Annotated in this window: 12 protein-coding genes and 1 tRNA gene; 5 read left to right on the plus strand and 8 right to left on the minus strand. The window is 56.6% G+C overall.

Annotated features, from left to right (window positions below):
* Positions 1-92 precede the first annotated feature (92 nt).
* The 5 genes from B9Z45_RS14115 to aceE form a co-directional block, all read right to left on the minus strand.
* Positions 93-590, minus strand: a complete 498-nt coding sequence (locus B9Z45_RS14115; RefSeq protein WP_199221913.1) for a PDDEXK nuclease domain-containing protein — start codon at positions 588-590, stop codon at positions 93-95.
* 53 nt (positions 591-643) lie between these two features.
* Positions 644-1,255: an ORF6N domain-containing protein gene (locus tag B9Z45_RS14120; protein ID WP_108407897.1), complete on the minus strand. Its 612-nt coding sequence runs from the start codon at positions 1,253-1,255 to the stop codon at positions 644-646.
* Positions 1,256-1,520: 265 nt separating this feature from the next.
* Positions 1,521-3,347: a dihydrolipoyl dehydrogenase gene (lpdA, locus tag B9Z45_RS14125; RefSeq protein WP_108407863.1), complete on the minus strand. Its 1,827-nt coding sequence runs from the start codon at positions 3,345-3,347 to the stop codon at positions 1,521-1,523.
* A gap of 57 nt (positions 3,348-3,404) precedes the next feature.
* Positions 3,405-5,072 carry a dihydrolipoyllysine-residue acetyltransferase gene (aceF, locus tag B9Z45_RS14130; protein WP_108407864.1) on the minus strand — a complete coding sequence of 556 codons (1,668 nt, stop codon included), beginning with the start codon at positions 5,070-5,072 and terminating at the stop codon, positions 3,405-3,407.
* Between the two features lie 15 nt (positions 5,073-5,087).
* Positions 5,088-7,796, minus strand: a complete 2,709-nt coding sequence (gene aceE, locus B9Z45_RS14135; RefSeq protein ID WP_108407865.1) for a pyruvate dehydrogenase (acetyl-transferring), homodimeric type — start codon at positions 7,794-7,796, stop codon at positions 5,088-5,090.
* A gap of 171 nt (positions 7,797-7,967) precedes the next feature.
* Between aceE and B9Z45_RS14140 the strand changes: the two genes are divergently transcribed.
* The 5 genes from B9Z45_RS14140 (at position 7,968) to B9Z45_RS14160 (ending at position 15,832) form a co-directional block, all read left to right on the plus strand.
* Positions 7,968-10,475, plus strand: a complete 2,508-nt coding sequence (locus B9Z45_RS14140) for a PAS domain S-box protein (RefSeq protein ID WP_108407866.1) — start codon at positions 7,968-7,970, stop codon at positions 10,473-10,475.
* Between the two features lie 19 nt (positions 10,476-10,494).
* The gene (locus tag B9Z45_RS14145; RefSeq protein ID WP_108407867.1) at positions 10,495-11,121 is read left to right on the plus strand and encodes a response regulator transcription factor; all 627 of its coding nucleotides are present in this window, start codon (positions 10,495-10,497) and stop codon (positions 11,119-11,121) included.
* Between the two features lie 77 nt (positions 11,122-11,198).
* Positions 11,199-12,050, plus strand: coding sequence for a bifunctional methylenetetrahydrofolate dehydrogenase/methenyltetrahydrofolate cyclohydrolase FolD (gene folD / locus B9Z45_RS14150; RefSeq protein ID WP_108407868.1), 852 nt, complete (start codon positions 11,199-11,201; stop codon positions 12,048-12,050).
* 40 nt (positions 12,051-12,090) lie between these two features.
* Complete coding sequence (locus B9Z45_RS14155) at positions 12,091-14,130, plus strand: M3 family metallopeptidase (RefSeq protein ID WP_108407869.1); 2,040 nt, start codon at positions 12,091-12,093, stop codon at positions 14,128-14,130.
* 121 nt (positions 14,131-14,251) lie between these two features.
* Positions 14,252-15,832 carry a hypothetical protein gene (locus B9Z45_RS14160; protein WP_108407870.1) on the plus strand — a complete coding sequence of 527 codons (1,581 nt, stop codon included), beginning with the start codon at positions 14,252-14,254 and terminating at the stop codon, positions 15,830-15,832.
* 194 nt (positions 15,833-16,026) lie between these two features.
* Here the strand turns inward: B9Z45_RS14160 and B9Z45_RS14165 are convergent.
* From B9Z45_RS14165 to B9Z45_RS14175, 3 genes are all read right to left on the minus strand, one after another.
* Positions 16,027-16,103 (minus strand) — tRNA-Val (locus B9Z45_RS14165).
* Positions 16,104-16,165: 62 nt separating this feature from the next.
* Positions 16,166-18,391, minus strand: a complete 2,226-nt coding sequence (locus B9Z45_RS14170) for a bifunctional (p)ppGpp synthetase/guanosine-3',5'-bis(diphosphate) 3'-pyrophosphohydrolase (protein WP_108407871.1) — start codon at positions 18,389-18,391, stop codon at positions 16,166-16,168.
* 41 nt (positions 18,392-18,432) lie between these two features.
* Positions 18,433-19,374: an alpha/beta fold hydrolase gene (locus tag B9Z45_RS14175; protein WP_108407898.1), complete on the minus strand. Its 942-nt coding sequence runs from the start codon at positions 19,372-19,374 to the stop codon at positions 18,433-18,435.
* Positions 19,375-19,409: the final 35 nt, after the last annotated feature.

Below are 19,409 nucleotides of genomic sequence, written 5' to 3' on the forward strand. Positions count from 1 at the left end.
CAGCCTGACCGCCTCCATCTTGAATTCCAGCGTGTACTTGGCCCGTTTCCTCGTTTCACTCATTTCGTTCTCCTTGAACTGATTTTTAACCATCAGCTAAGCAGTACGTTTTTCGGGGGCAAGGTCAAAGCTGGCTCAAGCCCCTGGTCAAAATTCAATCGGCACAGGTGGTCAATATTAGATCGGCGGCAACATTGCAGAATGCCCCATCCCCATCCCCACCTACCCCAATCACCGACCTCTACGTAGCTCGAGTGGCTGCCACATAAAACACCCGCGCCGCGCCAGCCGCTCGCGCGCTCCAAGCAACGCTGCATGCAGCTTTTGCTCCATCTCGGCTGAAGTGGCAGCTCGGTCCAGTATTCGGCCACGGTGATGCCGTCTTTGTGCGTTTGCAGCAGCTCCACTTGTTCACGTCTGGACTCGGCGCAGAAGATGAGGCCTATGGGCGCTTCCTCGCCCGTCTGGCGCTCGTGTTTGTCCAGCCTTTTGAGGGGCAATAAGTTGACAAAGACGTTCCATCTCAATTGTCGTGACAGTGTCGCGACAAATTGGGTAAGCGGCAGCACAAGCTGCACCACGTGACTCATGTTGCTTGCCATTGGCATGGCTGGCGGGCGTATTAATGTCTTTGGTTGGACGCTCATGGTGCCTTCCTTCCTTTAGTCAATCTGCTGGCCTTGGGTGCAGCCTTGTCTTCATGCGTTAGAAACCCAATGGGCCGCTTGGGCGGCTCCGGCGGCGCAGTCAGCTCTCGCACCGCGTCCAACAATTGGCGCAATTGCAGCCGGGTATTGCGGCTAATGGTGTCGTGCGACATTTCTAGAGAATCGGTTTTCGTCTCCAGCTCTGCCAGGCGCTGTGCAATATCTGCATTGGCTGCGAGAGACTGGCGCAATTGAACAAACGCCCGCACGACGTAAATTCCCATCTCAACCGCTTGGCTTGACGCCAGCACATTGGCGGCCTGAATCGCACCGTGCTCGGTAAACGCAAACGGCAGTGTCTTGGAAAACTTAAGGTTTTGGAGGTGGTCGCAATTTGCGACCACCTCGGCTTTTTCATTCTGCGTGAGTTGAAACAGGAAGTCGGCGGGAAAGCGGTCCCGATTGCGTTTGACCTGCTCATTGAGCCGCTTGGTCGGCACCCCATACAGCGTAGCCAGGTCCACATCCAGCATGGCGCGCAAGCCCCGAATCACCTGGATACGGCTCTCAATGCGCGGCAGCATTACCGTGTTGTGCTGATCACTCATCATCATTCCCCTCCATCCCCGCCGCGCCAGCCGCTCTTCTAGTCAAAGCGGGGATCAGAGAAGTCAAAATATATGTGTAGAAAAGTTCACACAAGCATATTATGAATTTGGCCCCAAAAAACCAGCTCAGCAGAAATTTGGATTTTTTTGAGACGTGTTGGGCTGTACTTTGCCCTAACCGACAAAGGCCACTTAAGCGATCTTAAATAAAAGAAGCCGCCAACCCTTTCAGGTTGGCGGCTTCTTTGTTTGCAGCGTGAAGCTTTTACTTCTTGCTAGGCGGCAAGTCCGTGCAACTGCCATGCGCCACTTCTGCCGCCATGCCGATGCTCTCGCCCAGCGTGGGGTGCGGGTGAATCGTCTTGCCAATGTCGACTGCGTCTGCGCCCATTTCAATAGCGAGTGCAATCTCGCCAATCATGTCGCCCGCGTGGGTGCCGACCATACCGCCGCCCAAGATTTTGCCGTGGCCATGCGCCTCCGGTGAATCGTCAAACAGCAGTTTGGTGACGCCTTCGTCGCGGCCGTTGGCAATGGCGCGGCCAGAAGCCGTCCAAGGGAACAAGCCCTTCTTGACTTTGATGCCTTGCGCCTTGGCCTGGTCTTCGGTGAGGCCAACCCAAGCCACTTCGGGGTCGGTGTAGGCCACGCTCGGAATGACGCGGGCGTTAAATGCTGCGGCAGCCAGTTCTTTGTTGCCTTGCAGTTCGCCTGCAATCACTTCAGCTGCCACGTGCGCTTCGTGCACCGCCTTGTGCGCCAGCATGGGCTGACCCACGATGTCGCCAATGGCAAAAATGTGAGGCACGTTGGTGCGCATCTGGATGTCGACGTTGATAAAGCCACGGTCGGTCACAGCGACGCCGGCTTTTTCGGCGGCCAGCTTTTTGCCGTTGGGCGTGCGGCCCACGGCTTGCAGCACCAGGTCGTAGACCTGCGGTGCGGGGGCCGTGCCGCCGGGTTCGGCGCTTTCAAAAGTCACTTCAATGCCTTCGGGCAAGGCGCGTGCGCCCACCGTCTTGGTCTTGAGTATGATGTGGTCAAAGCGCTTGGCATTCATCTTTTGCCAGACTTTGACCAGGTCACGGTCAGCGCCTTGCATCAGGCCGTCCATCATTTCCACCACATCCAGGCGGGCGCCCAGCGTGCTGTAAACGGTGCCCATTTCCAGGCCGATGATGCCGCCGCCCAAAATCAGCATGCGCTTGGGCACTTCCTTGAGTTCCAGCGCGCCTGTACTGTCGACCACGCGTGAGTCGTTGGGCATGAAAGGCAAACGCACGGCTTGTGAACCTGCGGCGATGATGGCGTTCTTGAACGCGATCACTTTCTTGCTACCGGTTTGTTCTTGTGCCGTGCCGTTGGTTTCCGACACTTCAAGGTGGTTGGCGCCAATGAATTGACCCAAGCCGCGCACGGTCGTGACCTTGCGCATCTTGGCCATGGCAGCCAAGCCGCCTGTGAGTTTGCCGATGACTTTTTCCTTGTGGCCGCGCAGTTTGTCGATGTTGACCACGGGTGCGCCGAAGTCCACACCGAGGTCAGCCATGTGTGCCACTTCGTCCATCACCGCTGCGACGTGCAGCAAGGCTTTGGAGGGGATGCAACCCACATTCAGGCACACGCCGCCCAAGGTGGCGTAGCGCTCGACGATGACAACCTTCAGGCCCAAGTCGGCTGCACGAAAAGCGGCGGAGTAGCCACCGGGGCCACCGCCCAATACGAGCAGATCGCAATCGATGTCGACCGAGCCGCCGAAGCTGGAGGCCACGGGGGCTGGTGCTGCCACAACGGGAGCAGTGTTGGGTGCAGCAGCCGCAGGGGCTGCGACGGGCGCCGGGTTGGCCGCAGCGCCCTCTGCTTCCAGCACCAACACCACCGAGCCTTGTTTGACCTTATCGCCCAGCTTGACTTTGAGTTCTTTCACAACGCCGGCGTGTGAGGAAGGGATTTCCATAGAGGCCTTGTCGGACTCCACGGTGATGAGCGATTGCTCTGCCTTGACCGTGTCGCCGGGCTTGACCATCAATTCGATCACTGTGACTTCGTCGAAGTCACCAATATCGGGAACTTGAATATCTAAGAATGCCATGTTCTTCTCAATCGGTTGGGGGCCGAGCAAAGCTGCGCTCTGGTCAACCCCCAAGGTTTAGAGTAATACGCGACGGAAGTCGCTGAGGATTTGACCCAACAACGCATTGAAGCGTGCCGCTGCAGCGCCGTCGATGACGCGGTGGTCCCAAGTCAAAGACAAGGGCAGCATCAGACGTGGCTGGAAAGCTTTACCGTCCCAGACAGGCTCCATGGTGCTCTTGCATACACCCAGGATGGCCACTTCAGGCGCGTTGATGATGGGCGTGAAGTACTTGCCACCAATGCCACCCAGGCTGGAGATGGTGAAGGTTGCACCCGACATTTCAGCAGGACCCAACTTGCCGTCACGTGCTTTTTTGGCCAATTCGCCCATTTCCTGACTGATTTGCAGCACGCCTTTTTTGTCGCAATCGCGAATCACCGGGACCATCAAACCATTGGGTGTGTCGGCCGCAAAGCCGATGTGCCAATAGTTTTTGTAGACCAGCGCGTCGCCATCCAATGAGCTGTTGAACTCGGGGTATTTCTTGAGCGCGGCGACGCAGGCCTTGATCAGGAAGGCCAGCATGGTGACCTTGATGCCACTCTTCTCGTTTTCTTTGTTGGTCGATACGCGGAAGGCTTCCAGATCGGTGATGTCGGCGTCATCAAAGTTGGTGACCGCCGGAATCATGATGGCGTTGCGCAACAGGTTGGCACCGCTGATCTTTTTGATGCGACCCATCTCCTTGCGCTCAATCGGCCCAAACTTGGCGAAATCGACCTTGGGCCAGGGGATGAGGCCCAACTCGGAGCCGCCACCGCCGGAACCTTGGGCAGGCGCTTTGGCCGCCTGCGCCTTGGTTTGGCTGGCACCCGACATGACGGCCTTGGTAAAGGCTTGCACGTCACTGTCGGTGATGCGGCCTTTGATGCCCGAGCCTTTGACTTCTTCGAGCGGAACGCCCAGTTCGCGGGCAAATTTGCGCACCGAAGGGGATGCGTGAGGAAGTCCTTGTGTGGAAGCGCCAGGTGTGTGTGCGGGTGCAGAAGGTGCAGAAGGTGCCACTGCGGATACAGAAGCCGTGGCTGAAGCTGCTACAGCGGGGGCAGAAGCCACGGTCGTCGGGGCTGAAATGGCAACAGCCTGTACAGCTGCAGTGACAGTGCCTTCCAATATGGCCAGCAGGTCGCCAATGTTGACCTTGTCGCCAACCTTGACCTTGATCTCTTTCAGGAGGCCCGCGTGCGAAGACGGGATTTCCATCGAAGCCTTGTCAGACTCCACAGTGATCAGCGATTGCTCGACCTTGATGGGGTCGCCCGGCTTGACCATGACTTCGATGACGACCACGTCTTTGAAGTCACCAATGTCAGGAACGTGCACTTCGACCGGGCCAGAGGCTGCAGGTGCGGCCGAAGGTGCTACCGAAGCAGCGGGTAGCGTTGCCGCAGGGGCAGCAGCTGAAGCTGCAGCAGCAGGGGTTGCCGTAGCCTGAGCCGCAGCAGCGGCTTCCACCACCAGCACCACCGATCCTTGTTTGACTTTGTCGCCCAGCGCCACGCGCATTTCCTTGACGACACCTGCTGTGCTCGACGGGATTTCCATCGAGGCTTTGTCTGATTCGACGGTGATGAGCGACTGCTCTGCCTTGACGGCATCACCCACTTTGACCATCAACTCAATGACGGTCACTTCATCGAAATCCCCAATGTCCGGGACTTGAACTTCTACCAATGCCATGGTCGTCTCCAGGTTTTATGCGTACAGCGGGTTGATCTTGTCGGTGTTGATGCCGTACTTTTTGATGGCCTCGGCCACTTGCGTGGCAGGCACCACGCCGTCTTCGCTCAGCGCCTTGAGTGCCGCGACCACGATGTAGTGGCGGTTGATCTCAAAGTGCTCGCGCAGTTTGCTGCGGAAGTCTGAACGTCCAAAACCATCGGTGCCCAGCACTTTGTAGGTGCGCCCTTTCGGAATGAACGACCGGATCTGCTCGGCATAGGCCTTCATGTAGTCGGTCGATGCAACCACAGGACCGCTGTGCTTGGCCAGCTGTTGACCCACAAAAGCGACGCGAGGTTTTTCCAGTGGGTGCAGCAGGTTAAAGCGCTCGGCGTCCTGACCTTCACGGGTCAGTTCGTTGAAGCTTGGGCAACTCCACACATCGGCCTGGATGCCCCAGTCGGTGGCCAGCAGGGTTTGCGCGGCTATGGATTCACGAAGGATCGTGCCCGAACCCAGCAATTGCACACGCTTGTCACCCGCCGCTCCTGGCTTGCACAAATACATGCCCTTGATGATCTGCTCTTCAGTGCCTGGGGTGAGGCCTGGCATCGCGTAATTTTCGTTGAGCAAGGTGATGTAATAAAAAACATTTTCCTGTTTTTCGACCATGCGCTTCAAGCCGTGGTGCAGGATGACGCCTACTTCGTGCGCGAAGGTCGGGTCATAAGACACGCAGTTGGGGATGGTGTTGGCCATGATGTGGCTGTGGCCGTCTTCGTGCTGCAGGCCTTCACCGTTGAGCGTGGTACGCCCGGAGGTGCCGCCCAGCAAGAAGCCGCGCGCCTGCATGTCACCCGCCGCCCAAGCCAGGTCGCCAATGCGCTGAAAGCCAAACATGGAGTAATACACGTAGAACGGCACCATGATGCGGTTGCTGGTGGAGTAGCTGGTGGCCGCGGCGATCCAGCTGGACATGCCACCGGCTTCGTTGATGCCTTCTTGCAGAATCTGGCCAGCTTTGTCTTCCTTGTAATACATCACCTGGTCTTTGTCGACCGGGGTGTACTGCTGGCCGGCAGGGTTGTAGATACCGATCTGGCGGAACAGGCCTTCCATGCCGAAGGTTCGGGCTTCATCCACCAGGATGGGCACCACGCGGGGGCCAAGAGCCTGGTCGCGCAGCAGCTGGGTCAAAAAGCGGACATAGGCCTGGGTCGTGGAAATTTCACGGCCTTCGGCGGTGGGCTCCATCACAGCCTTGAAGGTATCGATCGAAGGCACGGTGAATTGCTCATCGGCCTTGACGCGGCGCTTGGGCAGATAGCCACCCAGCGCTTTGCGACGCTCGTGCAGATAACGCATTTCGGGCGTGTCGTCCGCAGGCTTGTAAAAAGGAATTTTGGACAACTCGCTGTCGGGGATCGGCAGGTTGAAGCGATCGCGCATGTACCGGATGTCTTCGTCCGTCAGCTTTTTGGTCTGGTGAACGGTGTTCTTGCCTTCGCCTGCTTTGCCCATGCCAAAACCCTTGACAGTCTTGATCAGCAGCACTGTGGGTTGGCCTTTGGTGTTGACCGCCTCGTGGTAGGCAGCATAAACTTTTTGAGGGTCGTGACCACCGCGCTTGAGGTTCCAGATGTCGTCGTCCGACAGGTGCGCCACCATCTCGAGGGTACGGGGGTCACGGCCAAAGAAATGCTTGCGTACGTAGGCGCCATCATTGGCCTTGAAGGCTTGGTAGTCACCGTCCAGGGTCTCCATCATCAGCTTGCGCAGCGCACCGTCTTTGTCGCGGGCCAGCAGACTATCCCACTCGCTGCCCCACAAAAGCTTGATGACGTTCCATCCTGAACCCCGGAATTCGCCCTCGAGTTCTTGCACGATCTTGCCGTTGCCACGAACCGGGCCATCCAGGCGTTGCAGGTTGCAATTGACAACAAAAATCAGGTTGTCCAGGTTTTCGCGTGCGGCCAGACCGATGGCGCCCAACGATTCGACTTCGTCCATCTCGCCATCGCCGCAAAATACCCACACCTTTCGGTTTTCAGTGTTGGCGATGCCACGGGCGTGCAGGTATTTCAAAAAGCGCGCTTGGTAAATGGCCATCAGTGGGCCGAGGCCCATCGACACAGTGGGGAACTGCCAGAACTCGGGCATCAATTTGGGGTGCGGATAACTCGACAGGCCTTTGCTGTCCACTTCCTGACGGAAGTTGAGCAACTGCTCTTCGGTCAGGCGGCCTTCAAGGTAGGCACGTGCATACACACCGGGTGACACATGGCCTTGTATATAGAGGCAGTCTCCGCCGTGTTCTTTTCCTGGCTCAGCGCTCTCGGCATGCCAGAAGTGGTTGAATCCGGCACCAAACATGTGAGCCAGCGAAGCGAATGAGCCGATGTGACCACCCAAGTCGCCGCCATCTGCGGGGTTGTGGCGGTTGGCCTTGACGACCATGGCCATGGCATTCCAGCGCATGTAGGCACGCAGGCGTTCTTCAATTTCGATGTTTCCAGGGCAACGGGCCTCTTGGTTGGGTTCGATGGTGTTGACATAGCCCGTAGTCGCTGAAAACGGCATGTCGATGCTGTTTTCGCGGGCGTGTTCAAGCAATTGTTCGATCAAAAAGTGCGCGCGTTCGCCGCCCTCTTTTTCGATCACTGCGGACAAGGCGTCCATCCATTCACGGGTCTCTTGGGTGTCCAGATCCCGAGCCGGCTGTTGAGGTGTTGCCGCTGTCATGCTTGTCTCCTGTAGGTGTTTTTTCAATGATGCCCGAATTTTTACATATTTTTTTGATTATTTCAAATCATGCTTACCAATATCGCATTGTGGAATTTAAAACGTGTTCTATCAAGAACTTCATTCACGCCTTGATGGCCAAGGAAAGGGCTTGTCCCCTAAACTCAAGCCATGGAATTGAACAAAGCAGCATTGGTGGTGACACAGGTTGGACCCTGGGCATGGTGGCGAACTTGGTGGCACCGCCAATCACCGAACAAACAAGACCGTTTTGCAAATCTGGCCCCGGTTGTCGCTGTTGTGTTGTTTCTTGCCGCCATTGCCAGTGCCTTTTGGTACTTGCGGGTTGAAGAAGTAGAACGTGAGCAAGAGGCCATCAAACGCGATGTTGAATACGCCCAACAACGCCTGCGGTTAAGGCTGCTGGAGCGTCAAGAGCAGGTCATGCGGCTGGCAAGGGATGTATCGAACAGGGAAATTCGCAGCGAACAGTTTTTGTCCCGTGCGGAAGCATTGGTTCAGCAGCACCCGGAATTTTTATCACTGACTTGGATCGATGACCGCAGACGCATCATCGCCAACCAAAGTGCATCCAGCATTTCGCCAAGTCAGAACCTGCGCGCAGGCAATGTGCTCAAAGTGAGCGAAACAGAAAGTCACTTCAGTTTGGCTCGGGATCTGATGCAACCCATCTATGGCCAAGTCGATGCAGAAGAGGACAAAGATATTCAAATGACGGTGTTGCAACTGCACACACCACTGAGCAACGACCAGGGCGTATTCAGTGGGGTGATCCTGGCGCAATACACCATGGAAGGACTGCTTCGCTACGGCATACCCACAGAGGTGTTGGCGAAATATGCCGTTGCTTTACAAAACAGCAAGGGCCATTTGTTGGCCGGGCAGACCATCCCTGAAAGAATTGCAATGTGGAGCCTTTTGCCCGGCAGCAAAAAACCCAACAATGATTACGAAGTACCCGTTTCTCCCGTTGGCAACGATTTGATTTTGCGCGCCCAGGCCTGGCGTACTTCACAGGGCTTGGTGGGAAGTGGGTTGTTCTGGCTGGTCAGTGTTTTGAGTGCCATGACGGCCTGGATGCTGATCGGTAATTGGCGACATACACGGCGTCGCATACAAGCCCAAAAAGCGCTGGTGGCCGAAACAAATTTCCGACGTGCCATGGAAAACTCCATGGTCACGGGCATGCGCGCCCTAGATCTGAGGGGTCGCATCACTTATGTGAATCCTGCTTTTTGCCAAATGACCGGCTGGAGCGAGTCCGATCTGGTCGGCGCCGTGGCCCCCTTCCCCTACTGGCCTGACCAGGACAGGGAGTTGCTGATGAAGCGCCTTGAAGAAGAAATCAGCGGCCAGCATTCAACAGGGGGGTTTCAGGTCCGCGTGAAACGCCATAACGGACAGTTGTTCGATGCCCGTATGTACGTTTCTCCCCTGATTGACGCCAGTGGCAAGCAAACGGGTTGGATGACCTCCATGACCGATATCACCGAACCCAACAGGATCCGTGATCAACTGGCCAGCTCGCACGAACGCTTCACCATTGTTCTTGAAGCGTTGGATGCATCGGTCTCAGTGGCTCCGTTAGGCAGCGAGGAGCTTCTGTTTGCCAACAAACTTTACCGACTCTGGTTTGATCAAAGCACTAAAGGGCATTTGCGCTTGTTGCAGCAAGCAGGGGCGACCGATTCGACTGAGCGATCTGACGATGTGGACGAAATGGTGGGTTTGCCCACTGAAAGTCTGACCGTGGCGGGATCTGAAAACTCGGAAATTTTTATTCCGGAACTCGGTAAGTGGCTGGAGGTGCGTTCGCGTTACATCAACTGGGCGGACGGTCGATTGGCGCAGATGGTGATTGCCAGCGACATCACGCCGCGCCGCAAGGCCGAAGAGTTGGCCGCCCAGCAAGCAGAACGAGCCCAAACCGCCAGTCGCCTGATCACCATGGGTGAAATGGCCTCCAGCGTGGCCCATGAGTTGAACCAACCGCTGACTGCGATCAGCAATTACTGCAGCGGCATGATCTCGCGCATCAAGTCCCAACAAGTCAGCGAACAAGACCTGCTTTCAGCTTTGGACAAAACCGCTCGCCAGGCCCAACGGGCTGGACAGATCATCTTGCGGATTCGCAGTTTTGTGAAACGCAGCGAACCCAATCGAACACTTTCCGATGTGTCGGCCATGGTGAGCGAATCGCTGGAACTGGCAGAAATAGAGATGCGCAGGCGCCATGTCCGCCTGACTCACCATGTGGCTGCCCGCCTGCCTCAACTGTTGGTAGACCCCATCCTGATTGAGCAAGTACTGATCAATTTGATGAAAAATGCTGCGGAATCCATCGACAACTCCCATCGGCCCAATGGGCAACGTGAAGTCGAGTTGCGCATTGTCCCCAAACAAATCGATAACCAGTCGGTGGTGGAATTTTCGGTCACGGATTCGGGACAAGGCCTGCCGCCGGAAGACATTGAAAGGGTTTACGAGGCCTTTTTCTCAACCAAAGTTGAAGGCATGGGGATCGGACTGAATTTGTGCCGAAGCATCGTCGAATCCCACCAGGGCAGGATCGCTGCCGAGAACCTCTACAATTCCAGCGGAGTGATGGGTTGCCGGTTTTCCTTTTGGATTCCGGTCAATGCCGATCCGATCACATAACCACCCACGGGGTAAATGAATGAGCTTGATTCCCAAAAAAGGTACTGTTTACGTTGTGGACGACGACGAAGCGGTGCGCGACTCCTTGCAGTGGCTGCTCGAAGGCAAAGACTACCGGGTGCGTTGTTTCGACAGCGCTGAATCTTTCATCAGCCGCTACGACCCCCGTGAAGTAGCCTGTCTGATCGCAGACATCCGCATGGGAGGCATGACCGGTTTGGAGTTGCAAGACCGCCTGATTGAGCGCAAATCACCCTTGCCTATCGTGTTCATCACCGGCCATGGCGACGTGCCAATGGCTGTGAACACCATGAAAAAAGGCGCCATGGACTTCATTCAGAAGCCCTTCAAGGAAGAAGAATTGCTGGTTTTGGTCGAGCGCATGCTGGATGAAGCTCGGGACGCCTTTGCTGACTACCAACAAGCGGCAAGCCGCGATGCCCTGTTGTCCAAACTCACAGGCCGTGAAGCCCAGGTTCTGGAACGAATCGTTGCTGGACGCCTGAACAAACAGATCGCTGACGATCTGGGGATCAGCATCAAGACGGTAGAAGCACACCGCGCCAACATCATGGAAAAGCTGAACGCCAACACCGTGGCAGACCTTCTCAAAATTGCCTTGGGGCAAAACGCAGCCAAGGCCTGAGCACACGCTTCCCCTTTGAAACGCCCGCAACTGTCGGGCGTTTTGCATTTTTCATTGACTTATTCATACGCTTCACAATGACTGCCCAAATCATCGACGGCATCGCCCTGTCCAAACATCTTCGCTCTGAAGTGGCCACACGCGCCCAAGCGCTGATAACCAAAGGCGTCACACCCGGTCTGGCCGTGGTGTTGGTGGGGGACAACCCGGCCAGCCAGGTTTACGTGCGCAACAAGGTCAAGGCCTGTGAAGACAGTGGTCTTTACTCCGTACTGGAGAAATACGAAGTCAGCATGACCGAAGCCGACTTGCTGGCCCGTGTCGAAGCCCTGAACCACGACCCTGCCATCCACGGCATTCTGGTGCAACTGCCACTGCCTGCGCACATCGATGCGCAAAAAGTGATCGAAGCCATCAGCCCGGCCAAAGATGTCGACGGCTTCCACATCGCCAGCGCGGGTGCGCTGATGACGGGCATGCCAGGCTTTTGGCCTTGCACGCCTTATGGCTGCATGAAGATGCTCGAAAGCATTGGCTACAACCTGAAGGGCAAACACGCCGTGGTCATCGGCCGCAGCAACATTGTGGGCAAGCCCATGGCGCTGATGCTGCTGCAAAAAGATGCCACCGTCACCGTTTGCCATTCACATACCCAAGACCTCAAGGCGATCACATTGCAGGCCGATGTGATAGTAGCTGCCGTAGGAAAGCGCAATGTGCTGACCGCCGACATGGTCAAACCCGGCGCCGTGGTGCTGGACGTGGGCATGAACCGCAACGAAGAAGGAAAGCTCTGCGGGGACGTGGACTTTGAAGGCGTGAAACAAGTCGCCAGTCACATCACCCCCGTTCCTGGCGGCGTTGGCCCCATGACCATCACAATGCTGTTGGTCAATACCCTTGAAGCGGCGGAACGTGCCTCCAATTGATGAACATCTTTGTTCGCCGGTCCCACATCTGGAAACCCTCATGACCAACCCCTTGCTTGACTCAACCGACTTGCCCCTTTTTGACCAAATTGCCCCCGAGCATGTAGCACCGGCTCTGGACGCCCTTTTGGCCGCCGCCGAAACATCACTTGAAATAGTCACGGCGCAAGAATTCCCGGCCGACTGGAAAGCCATCTCCCAAACTCTGGATGTGAGCAACGAGCGTCTGGGCATGGCATGGGGCGCTGTAAGCCACCTCAACAGCGTGGCCGATACGCCCGAATTACGCGTTGCCTACAACGCCGCACTGCCCCGTGTGACCGAATTCTGGACGCGTCTGGGCAGCGATGAGCGCTTGTATGACAAATACAAAGCCATTGACGTGGCCGGCCTCAACCCCGAACAGCAGCAGGCCCACAAAAACGCCTTGCGTGCCTTCGTTTTGGGCGGTGCCGAACTGCAAGGTCTGGCCAAAGAGCGTTATGCGGCCATTCAGGAACGTCTGGCAGAAATTACCCAGAAGTTCAGCGAAAACACATTGGACGCCACCGACAGCTTCACCTTGACCGTGACGGAAGATGCGCTCAAAGGCCTGCCCGCCGACGTGCTGCAAGCCACCCGTGACGCTGCCCTTAAAGAAGGCCAAGAAGGCCATCGACTGTCACTCAAAATGCCGGTCTACCTGCCCGTCATGCAGTTTGCAGACAATGCCGCACTGCGCGAACAACTCTACAAAGCGCATGTGACCCGCGCCTCCGATCAGGCACCTGAAGATGCCAAGCATTTCGACAACACCCCTTTGATGCAGGAAATTCTGGCCTTGCGCCAGGAGGAAGCACGTTTGCTGGGTTTTGACAATTACGCCCAGGCATCGGTGGTGCCCAAAATGGCCGAATCGCCCGAGAAAGTCATCGGTTTTTTGCGCGATTTGGCCGTCAAGGCCCGGCCATTTGCCGAAAAAGACCTCGCTGATCTGCGCGATTTTGCGGCCAAAGAGTTGGGTATCCATGGCCCCCTGAACGCTTGGGATGTGCCCTATCTGTCAGAAAAACTCAAAGAAGCCCGTTACAGCTTCAGTGAGCAAGAAGTCAAACAATACTTCACCGCACCCAAGGTGTTGGCAGGTCTGTTCAAAATCATCGAAACCCTGTTTGAAGTCAACATCCGACCCGATCAGGCACCTGTCTGGCACCCTGCCGTAGGCTTTTACCGGATTGAACGGCAAGGCCATTTGGTGGGTCAGTTCTACTTGGACCCCCCTGCCCGCTCGGGTAAACGCGGCGGCGCCTGGATGGACGATGTGCGCGGTCGTTGGGAGCGCCCTGATACGGGTTTGTTGCAAACACCCGTGGCCCATCTGGTTTGCAATTTCGCTGAAGGCGTCAACGGCCGGCCTGCACTGCTCACCCATGACGACGTGATCACCCTGTTTCACGAGTTTGGCCACGGCTTGCACCACATGCTCACGCAAGTCAACGAACGAGATGTCTCGGGCATCAGCGGCGTTGAATGGGATGCGGTCGAGTTGCCCAGTCAATTCATGGAAAATTTCTGCTGGGAATGGTCTGTGATCAGCCACATGACAGCGCACGAGCAGACTGGCAAGCCTTTGCCGCGCGTACTGTTTGACAAGATACTGGCCGCCAAGAACTTCCAAAGCGGATTGCAAACCCTTCGCCAGATCGAGTTCTCACTGTTTGACATGCTGGTGCACTCCGAGCACGACCCAGCACAAGACTTCATGCCCTTGCTGCAAAAAGTTCGCGACGAAGTGGCCGTCATGCGCCCACCGTCGTTCAACCGCATGGCCCATACCTTCAGCCACATCTTTGCCGGCGGTTATGCGGCCGGTTATTACAGTTACAAATGGGCTGAAGTGCTGAGCGCCGATGCCTATGCCGCCTTTGAAGAAACCGCAGCCGCCGATGGCACACCGAGCGTTGAAACTGGACGCCTGTACCGCAAAGCCATTCTTGAAGTCGGTGGTAGCCGTCCTGCCCTGGAGTCGTTCAAGGCTTTTCGGGGCCGTGAACCCAACTTGGATGCCCTGTTGCGGCATCAGGGGATGGTCGGCGCTTGAGTCCGCACCGGCCCATGGATTCAAATTGCGCTGCCTTCGGGGGCGCATGGGGCGGTAGACTCCTTGGGTTGTTATGTTTTCCGAAGATTTGACAACTCTAAGTAATTTCCAAAAGGTTTTTATGCTTCTTCAAGGGACCTTGGCCCACGACAAAATTCGGAAACTTGCACTCTTTGGCGTTTCGCTGACCTTGTCATTCGCTGGGTTTGCACAGAGCCAGCCAGCCCCATCGCCAGACGAGAAGTTGGCGCCCGTACCCACCACTTGGCGTTTGACCAATGAGACATGGAAACTCCCAGCCGGTGAGACCCTGGGCATGGTGGGGGGAAACCTGCTTTTTGATGTGAGCGATCAGGTCAAACTTGGCGTCGGTTCCTACGGAGCAATGCGAGGCCAACGTGGCGGCTTCATCACGCTGGGCCTTGCCGCTGAGCTCAACCAAAAAATCACGGACCAGTGGTCCGCAGAAACCGGTCTTTTTGTAGGTGGGGGGGGCGGTCGTGGGAGTGGTGCTTTGGCGGGTGGTGGGCTGATGTTGCGCAGCCACGCCGGCCTCAGTTACGACACGCAGGGCTTCGGTAAATTTGGATTGGGCGTTAGCCACGTGCGTTTCCCTTCGGGCACCATTCAATCCACGCAGCCCTATTTGCTGTATGACTACACCTTTACGAGTCTATTCGCCAATGGATGGCGTCATGCGCCTTCGGTCACGCAGCCTGCACTGGACATCCTCGAAAGCAAACAGCAAGAGTTTTCACCGGTTTACCGCCACTACAGCATTCCTGGGTCTGTGGTTCAGGACAATGGCGCAGCCCAGCACCGCAGCATTCAACTCACGGGCGTCGAGTGGTTGAGTTATTTGGACGACCGCTGGTTCCTGAAGCTTGAGTCTGAAGGCGCCATGGGTGGCAAGAGCAATGGCTACATGCAGATACTGGTCGGTGCTGGTTATCGCTTGCCACTTGGACCCGGCACGGCTGTCAAGATGCATGTTGCGGCGGGACCCGCTGGGGGCGGCAGTGTCGACACCGGAGGTGGCTTGTTGCTCGATGGCGGCATTGCTCTGCAACAAAAAATCAGTCGCTCCAAATCGCTGGAATTGTCGCTGGGACACGTGCGCTCACCGTCTGCCAGTTTTAAAGCCAACAGCGTGGCCTTGAAATTAAGCCATCATTTTGGAATTCCAAGTGCTGACAATGACGTCAGTTGGATTTCTTTGGCCTCGTTTGAACCTCAAGCACTCAGGATGCGGATTGTCAACCAAACATACCTGAAGGGCAGCCCGAATTGGCGCAACAGTTACGTCGACCAATCTGTCAACAACCTGGGCGTTCAGCTGGACTACTTCTTGCCGGGCTCAAATAACGCAACCCGTGTTTTTGCCACTGGGCAAGGACTGGCCGCTTACGCAGGAAATGCTGGCGCCTACATGACAGGTCTGATCGGTGCTGGCGTTCAAACGTCACTTGGCACCCACTGGTTTGCTGAGGCTGAAGGGCTGGTTGGCGCCGCGGGTGGCGGTGGCCTGGCGGTGGGTGGCGGCTTGGTAGGTCAAGCCAATGCAGGCTTGGGCTACCGGTTGACCAAGTCCTTGTCGGTAATGGGTACAGCTGGTTACATGGCTGCTAAGGGGGGCGAGTTTAAGGCCAAGGTTTTGGGGGTATCGCTCGCTTACCAATTCACTGGCTTTGCACAGAAGTAACGAATCCAACCCGCGGTGTAAAAAACCGCTTATTTTTGACATGCGCACGAAGGTCATGATCTGACCCACCATCAAAGACAAGCCCCAAGGGGCGAGTTCTAAAGTACTGACGCTATGCCAGCGGATATGGACGCATCTTTGACAAAAAAAAGCACCGGGCATTTCTGCCAAGTGCTTGTTTTTCCTACCAAATTTGGTAGGCGCGACTAGATTCGAACTAGCGACCCCCACCATGTCAAGGTGGTGCTCTAACCAACTGAGCTACGCGCCTGTTGAGCCCCAAATTGTATCAGCAAAAAACGTGGTTTTATCGACAACTTGCCCTGCAAGCCTTCAACGTCGACGGGCAGCCCTCACGCCTTTGACACCACGCACGCTGCCCAGCACTTTGTTCAAGCTGACCGCATCATGGATTTCCACGGTGAAAGTCATCCAAGCCGTTCCTTTGACGGACTGGGTTTGCACCCCAATCACGTTCATTTTCTCTTTGGCAAAAACTTCTGAAATGTCACGCAAAAGGCCCTGCCGATCAAAGGCCTCCACAGCCACATCGACGGGATAGACCGAGGCATCGGGGCCTTTGTGATCGCCCCAGCGCACCTCTATGACGCGCTCCCCGTGGCGGGAAGCCAACTCGCGGAAGTTGCTGCAATCTTGCCGGTGAATGCTGACACCCTTGCCGCGCGTGACAAAGCCGCTGATGGGGTCTGGCGGCGCTGGTTTGCAACAGCGCGAAAGTTGCGTCAGCAGAGAATCAACCCCGACCACGAGGACACCCGAGGGTGATTTGCGTGCGACAGCTCCTTTGAACTTCTTTTGGAAGTACTGGTCGGGCTGCAGCGCAGGCTCTGGCGGGTTCAACAATACCTCGATGTTGCGCAACGAGTATTCGTCTTTGCCCACCACTTCAAAAAGGCCATCGGCCGACTTGAAGCCCAACTGGCTGGCCAGATCTTCCAGGCGGATCGATGTGCGGCCGAGGCGTTGAAGCAATTTTTCGACCGATTCGCGCCCCCGGGCAATGGTTTCAGTACTGATCTGGGCATTAAACCAAGCCCTCACCTTGGCCCGTGCACGAGGGCTGGCCAGGTAAGCCAGTTCAGGATTGAGCCAGTCCCGCGAGGGTCCGCCCTCCTTGATGGCCGTGATCTCAACGGTCTGACCGTTCGCCAAAGGCGTGTTCAGGGTCACCATGGCGCCGTCCACCTTGGCGCCTCGGCAACGATGGCCGAGGTTGGTGTGCACGGTGTAGGCAAAGTCGATGGGTGTGGCGCCTTGCGGCAATTCGACCACGGCAGCTTCCGGCGTCAGCACATAAATGCGGTCGTCAAACAGCCCATTTCCCTTCGCCTGGTCTTGTGCGGCACCCGACAGGTCACGCTCCCAAGCCAGCAACTGGCGCAGCACGGCGATTTTGGTGTCGTATTCGCTGTTGGCGGACACCCCTGCATAGCCTTTGGCGCCCGCCTCCTTGTAAGCCCAGTGCGCGGCTACGCCGTGTTCAGCATGTTCATGCATCGCCTGCGTGCGAATTTGCACCTCGATCGGGCCGCCATCCACATCACGCACCACCGTGTGCAGCGACTGGTAACCATTGACTTTGGGCTTGGCAATGTAGTCGTCAAATTCTTGCTCGATGGCTGCAAAGTGTTCGTGCACCCAACTCAGCACTTGGTAGCAATCTGCCACGCTTTGCACCACCACGCGCAGGGCACGAATATCAAATACTTGGTCAAACGCCAGCGACTTGCCACGCATTTTGCGCACGATGCTGTAGATGTGTTTGGGCCGCCCTTCGACTGAAGCGGCAATGCCCTGCTTGGCCAGCGCTTGCTGCAACCGCTGGCGCAGTTCCAGCATGTACCTTTCGCGTTCAGCGCGTTTTTCATCGAGCAGCCGTGCAATGTCTTTGTAAGTGGCAGGCTCCAGAAAACGGAATGACAAGTCTTCCATTTCCCATTTGATCTGCCATATCCCAAGGCGGTTGGCCAGTGGTGCAAAGACGCGCAAGGATTCGCTGGCCAAGGCCTGGGGAACAGGCAACTTGGCGGCCGCGAAATGGCGCAAGGTTTGCAAGCGCGAGGCCAGACGGAGCATGACCACCCGCAAATCACGGCTGAAGGCCAGCAGCATTTTGCGAACATTCTCGGTTTGCAACTGGGGGCTGAGCTGCGAATTGTCTGAACTAAGGTTGCTGGATTCTGCCGCTCTGGACAAGCGCTGCAGATGCACCAACTGGTTGGTTTGCATGGCCAACTGTGCCAAATGGGGGCCAAAGGCCTTGGCCATGACTTCTTCGGGTTTGTTCAGATGGGGGCAGGTGTAGACCAGATAACAGGCTGCTTGCATGGCGACCGAGCTGCCAATGTCCTCCAGAATGGCGGCAACAGCATCGGCATGCGCGAGGGTGTTCTCTCCGGTATCCAGCATTTCACCGGAAATCAGTGGCTCGGCAAAGGCACGGGCTTTGGCCCGTGTTTCGGCCTGTTCGGCTGCATCAGCGGTGGCCAGCATGACGGGTGGCAAAAGGGGTGCATGCAAACGCCCAGATGCCGACATCGGGCTTGCGGAATGGCTTGAAGTGGGGCTGACCATGGTTTTTATTCAGCGAGCAAAAACTGGGCCACGCATGAAATTTGGTCCTCACTTGTCAATGTGGGCGCATGGCCAAAACCAGCCCAAGTCTCCAAACGCGCTCTGGGGCCGCGTTGCGCCATGGCATTGGCCGTTTCAGGGGTCAATAAATCCGAATCTTGTCCGCGAATAAGCAGGGTCCGGGCCTTGATTTGATCAAATAAGGACCAAAGCGCGGCTTCGCCTGCGGTGGCTATTTCTTCGGTCAGGGCTCGAACCGGCACGCCAATGGCCGGGTCGTAGTGCAAAGTCAAGGCACCGTCTAGGCCTGGCCGTGTCATGTGTCCGGACATCTCTCGCCACAAATCGTCAGGCACAGGACCAAAGCCTTGAGACAACGTACGCAGTAAAGCTGCGGCTTCATCCAGGTCGTGGTACTGCCCATATTGACCCGCATAGGTTTGCATGCGTTGAACCGAGGGCCAGCTGATGGCGGGTCCGACATCGTTCAGAACCAGACGACGAATGGGCGCAGGCAAAGGCAAGCCAGGCTGTCCTGCCAAAACCATGCCGATGAGACCGCCCATGCTGGTTCCGACCCAGTCCAGTGATTGCATGGCGTTTGTTGCGCCCCATTGTGCGCTAAGTTGTGCGTTCAATTGGCGCAACAAGACCAGCATGTCGGCGGCATATTGCGGAATTTGGTAGCCCGAAGCATCGCTCAGCCATTCGCTGCGGCCCCGTCCCACCACATCAGGGCAAATGACCTGCAAGGGCTTCGAACTTTGGGCCACAAGGGCTTGGGCCAGGCGGTCAAAGTCACGGCCTTGTCGTGTCAAGCCATGTACACACACCACCACATGGCGGGCAGACACATCGCCCCAGCGCCAAAACGCCATGCGGTGTTGGCCCTCGGGGTGGGGGCAGTTGACAAAGTCAAGTTGAGGTTGTGTGGTGATGGCGGTCATGGTGATCAGAAAGAATCTGGGGAAGGCTTGTTTAA

Origin of the sequence: Limnohabitans sp. 2KL-17, assembly GCF_003063415.1 — a bacterium.
Taxonomy (GTDB): domain Bacteria; phylum Pseudomonadota; class Gammaproteobacteria; order Burkholderiales; family Burkholderiaceae_C; genus Limnohabitans_A.

What these genes read in the sequence shown, in the direction of transcription:
- B9Z45_RS14140 (WP_108407866.1), top strand. Translation starts at nt 7,968, where the DNA reads ATGGAATTGAACAAAGCAGCATTGGTGGTGACACAGGTTGGACCCTGG.
- aceE (WP_108407865.1), bottom strand. Translation starts at nt 7,796, where the DNA reads ATGACAGCGGCAACACCTCAACAGCCGGCTCGGGATCTGGACACCCAA.
- B9Z45_RS14170 (WP_108407871.1), bottom strand. Translation starts at nt 18,391, where the DNA reads ATGTCGGCATCTGGGCGTTTGCATGCACCCCTTTTGCCACCCGTCATG.
- B9Z45_RS14120 (WP_108407897.1), bottom strand. Translation starts at nt 1,255, where the DNA reads ATGAGTGATCAGCACAACACGGTAATGCTGCCGCGCATTGAGAGCCGT.
- aceF (WP_108407864.1), bottom strand. Translation starts at nt 5,072, where the DNA reads ATGGCATTGGTAGAAGTTCAAGTCCCGGACATTGGGGATTTCGATGAA.
- B9Z45_RS14175 (WP_108407898.1), bottom strand. Translation starts at nt 19,374, where the DNA reads ATGACCGCCATCACCACACAACCTCAACTTGACTTTGTCAACTGCCCC.
- lpdA (WP_108407863.1), bottom strand. Translation starts at nt 3,347, where the DNA reads ATGGCATTCTTAGATATTCAAGTTCCCGATATTGGTGACTTCGACGAA.
- folD (WP_108407868.1), top strand. Translation starts at nt 11,199, where the DNA reads ATGACTGCCCAAATCATCGACGGCATCGCCCTGTCCAAACATCTTCGC.
- B9Z45_RS14155 (WP_108407869.1), top strand. Translation starts at nt 12,091, where the DNA reads ATGACCAACCCCTTGCTTGACTCAACCGACTTGCCCCTTTTTGACCAA.
- B9Z45_RS14160 (WP_108407870.1), top strand. Translation starts at nt 14,252, where the DNA reads ATGCTTCTTCAAGGGACCTTGGCCCACGACAAAATTCGGAAACTTGCA.
- B9Z45_RS14145 (WP_108407867.1), top strand. Translation starts at nt 10,495, where the DNA reads ATGAGCTTGATTCCCAAAAAAGGTACTGTTTACGTTGTGGACGACGAC.
- B9Z45_RS14115 (WP_199221913.1), bottom strand. Translation starts at nt 590, where the DNA reads ATGAGTCACGTGGTGCAGCTTGTGCTGCCGCTTACCCAATTTGTCGCG.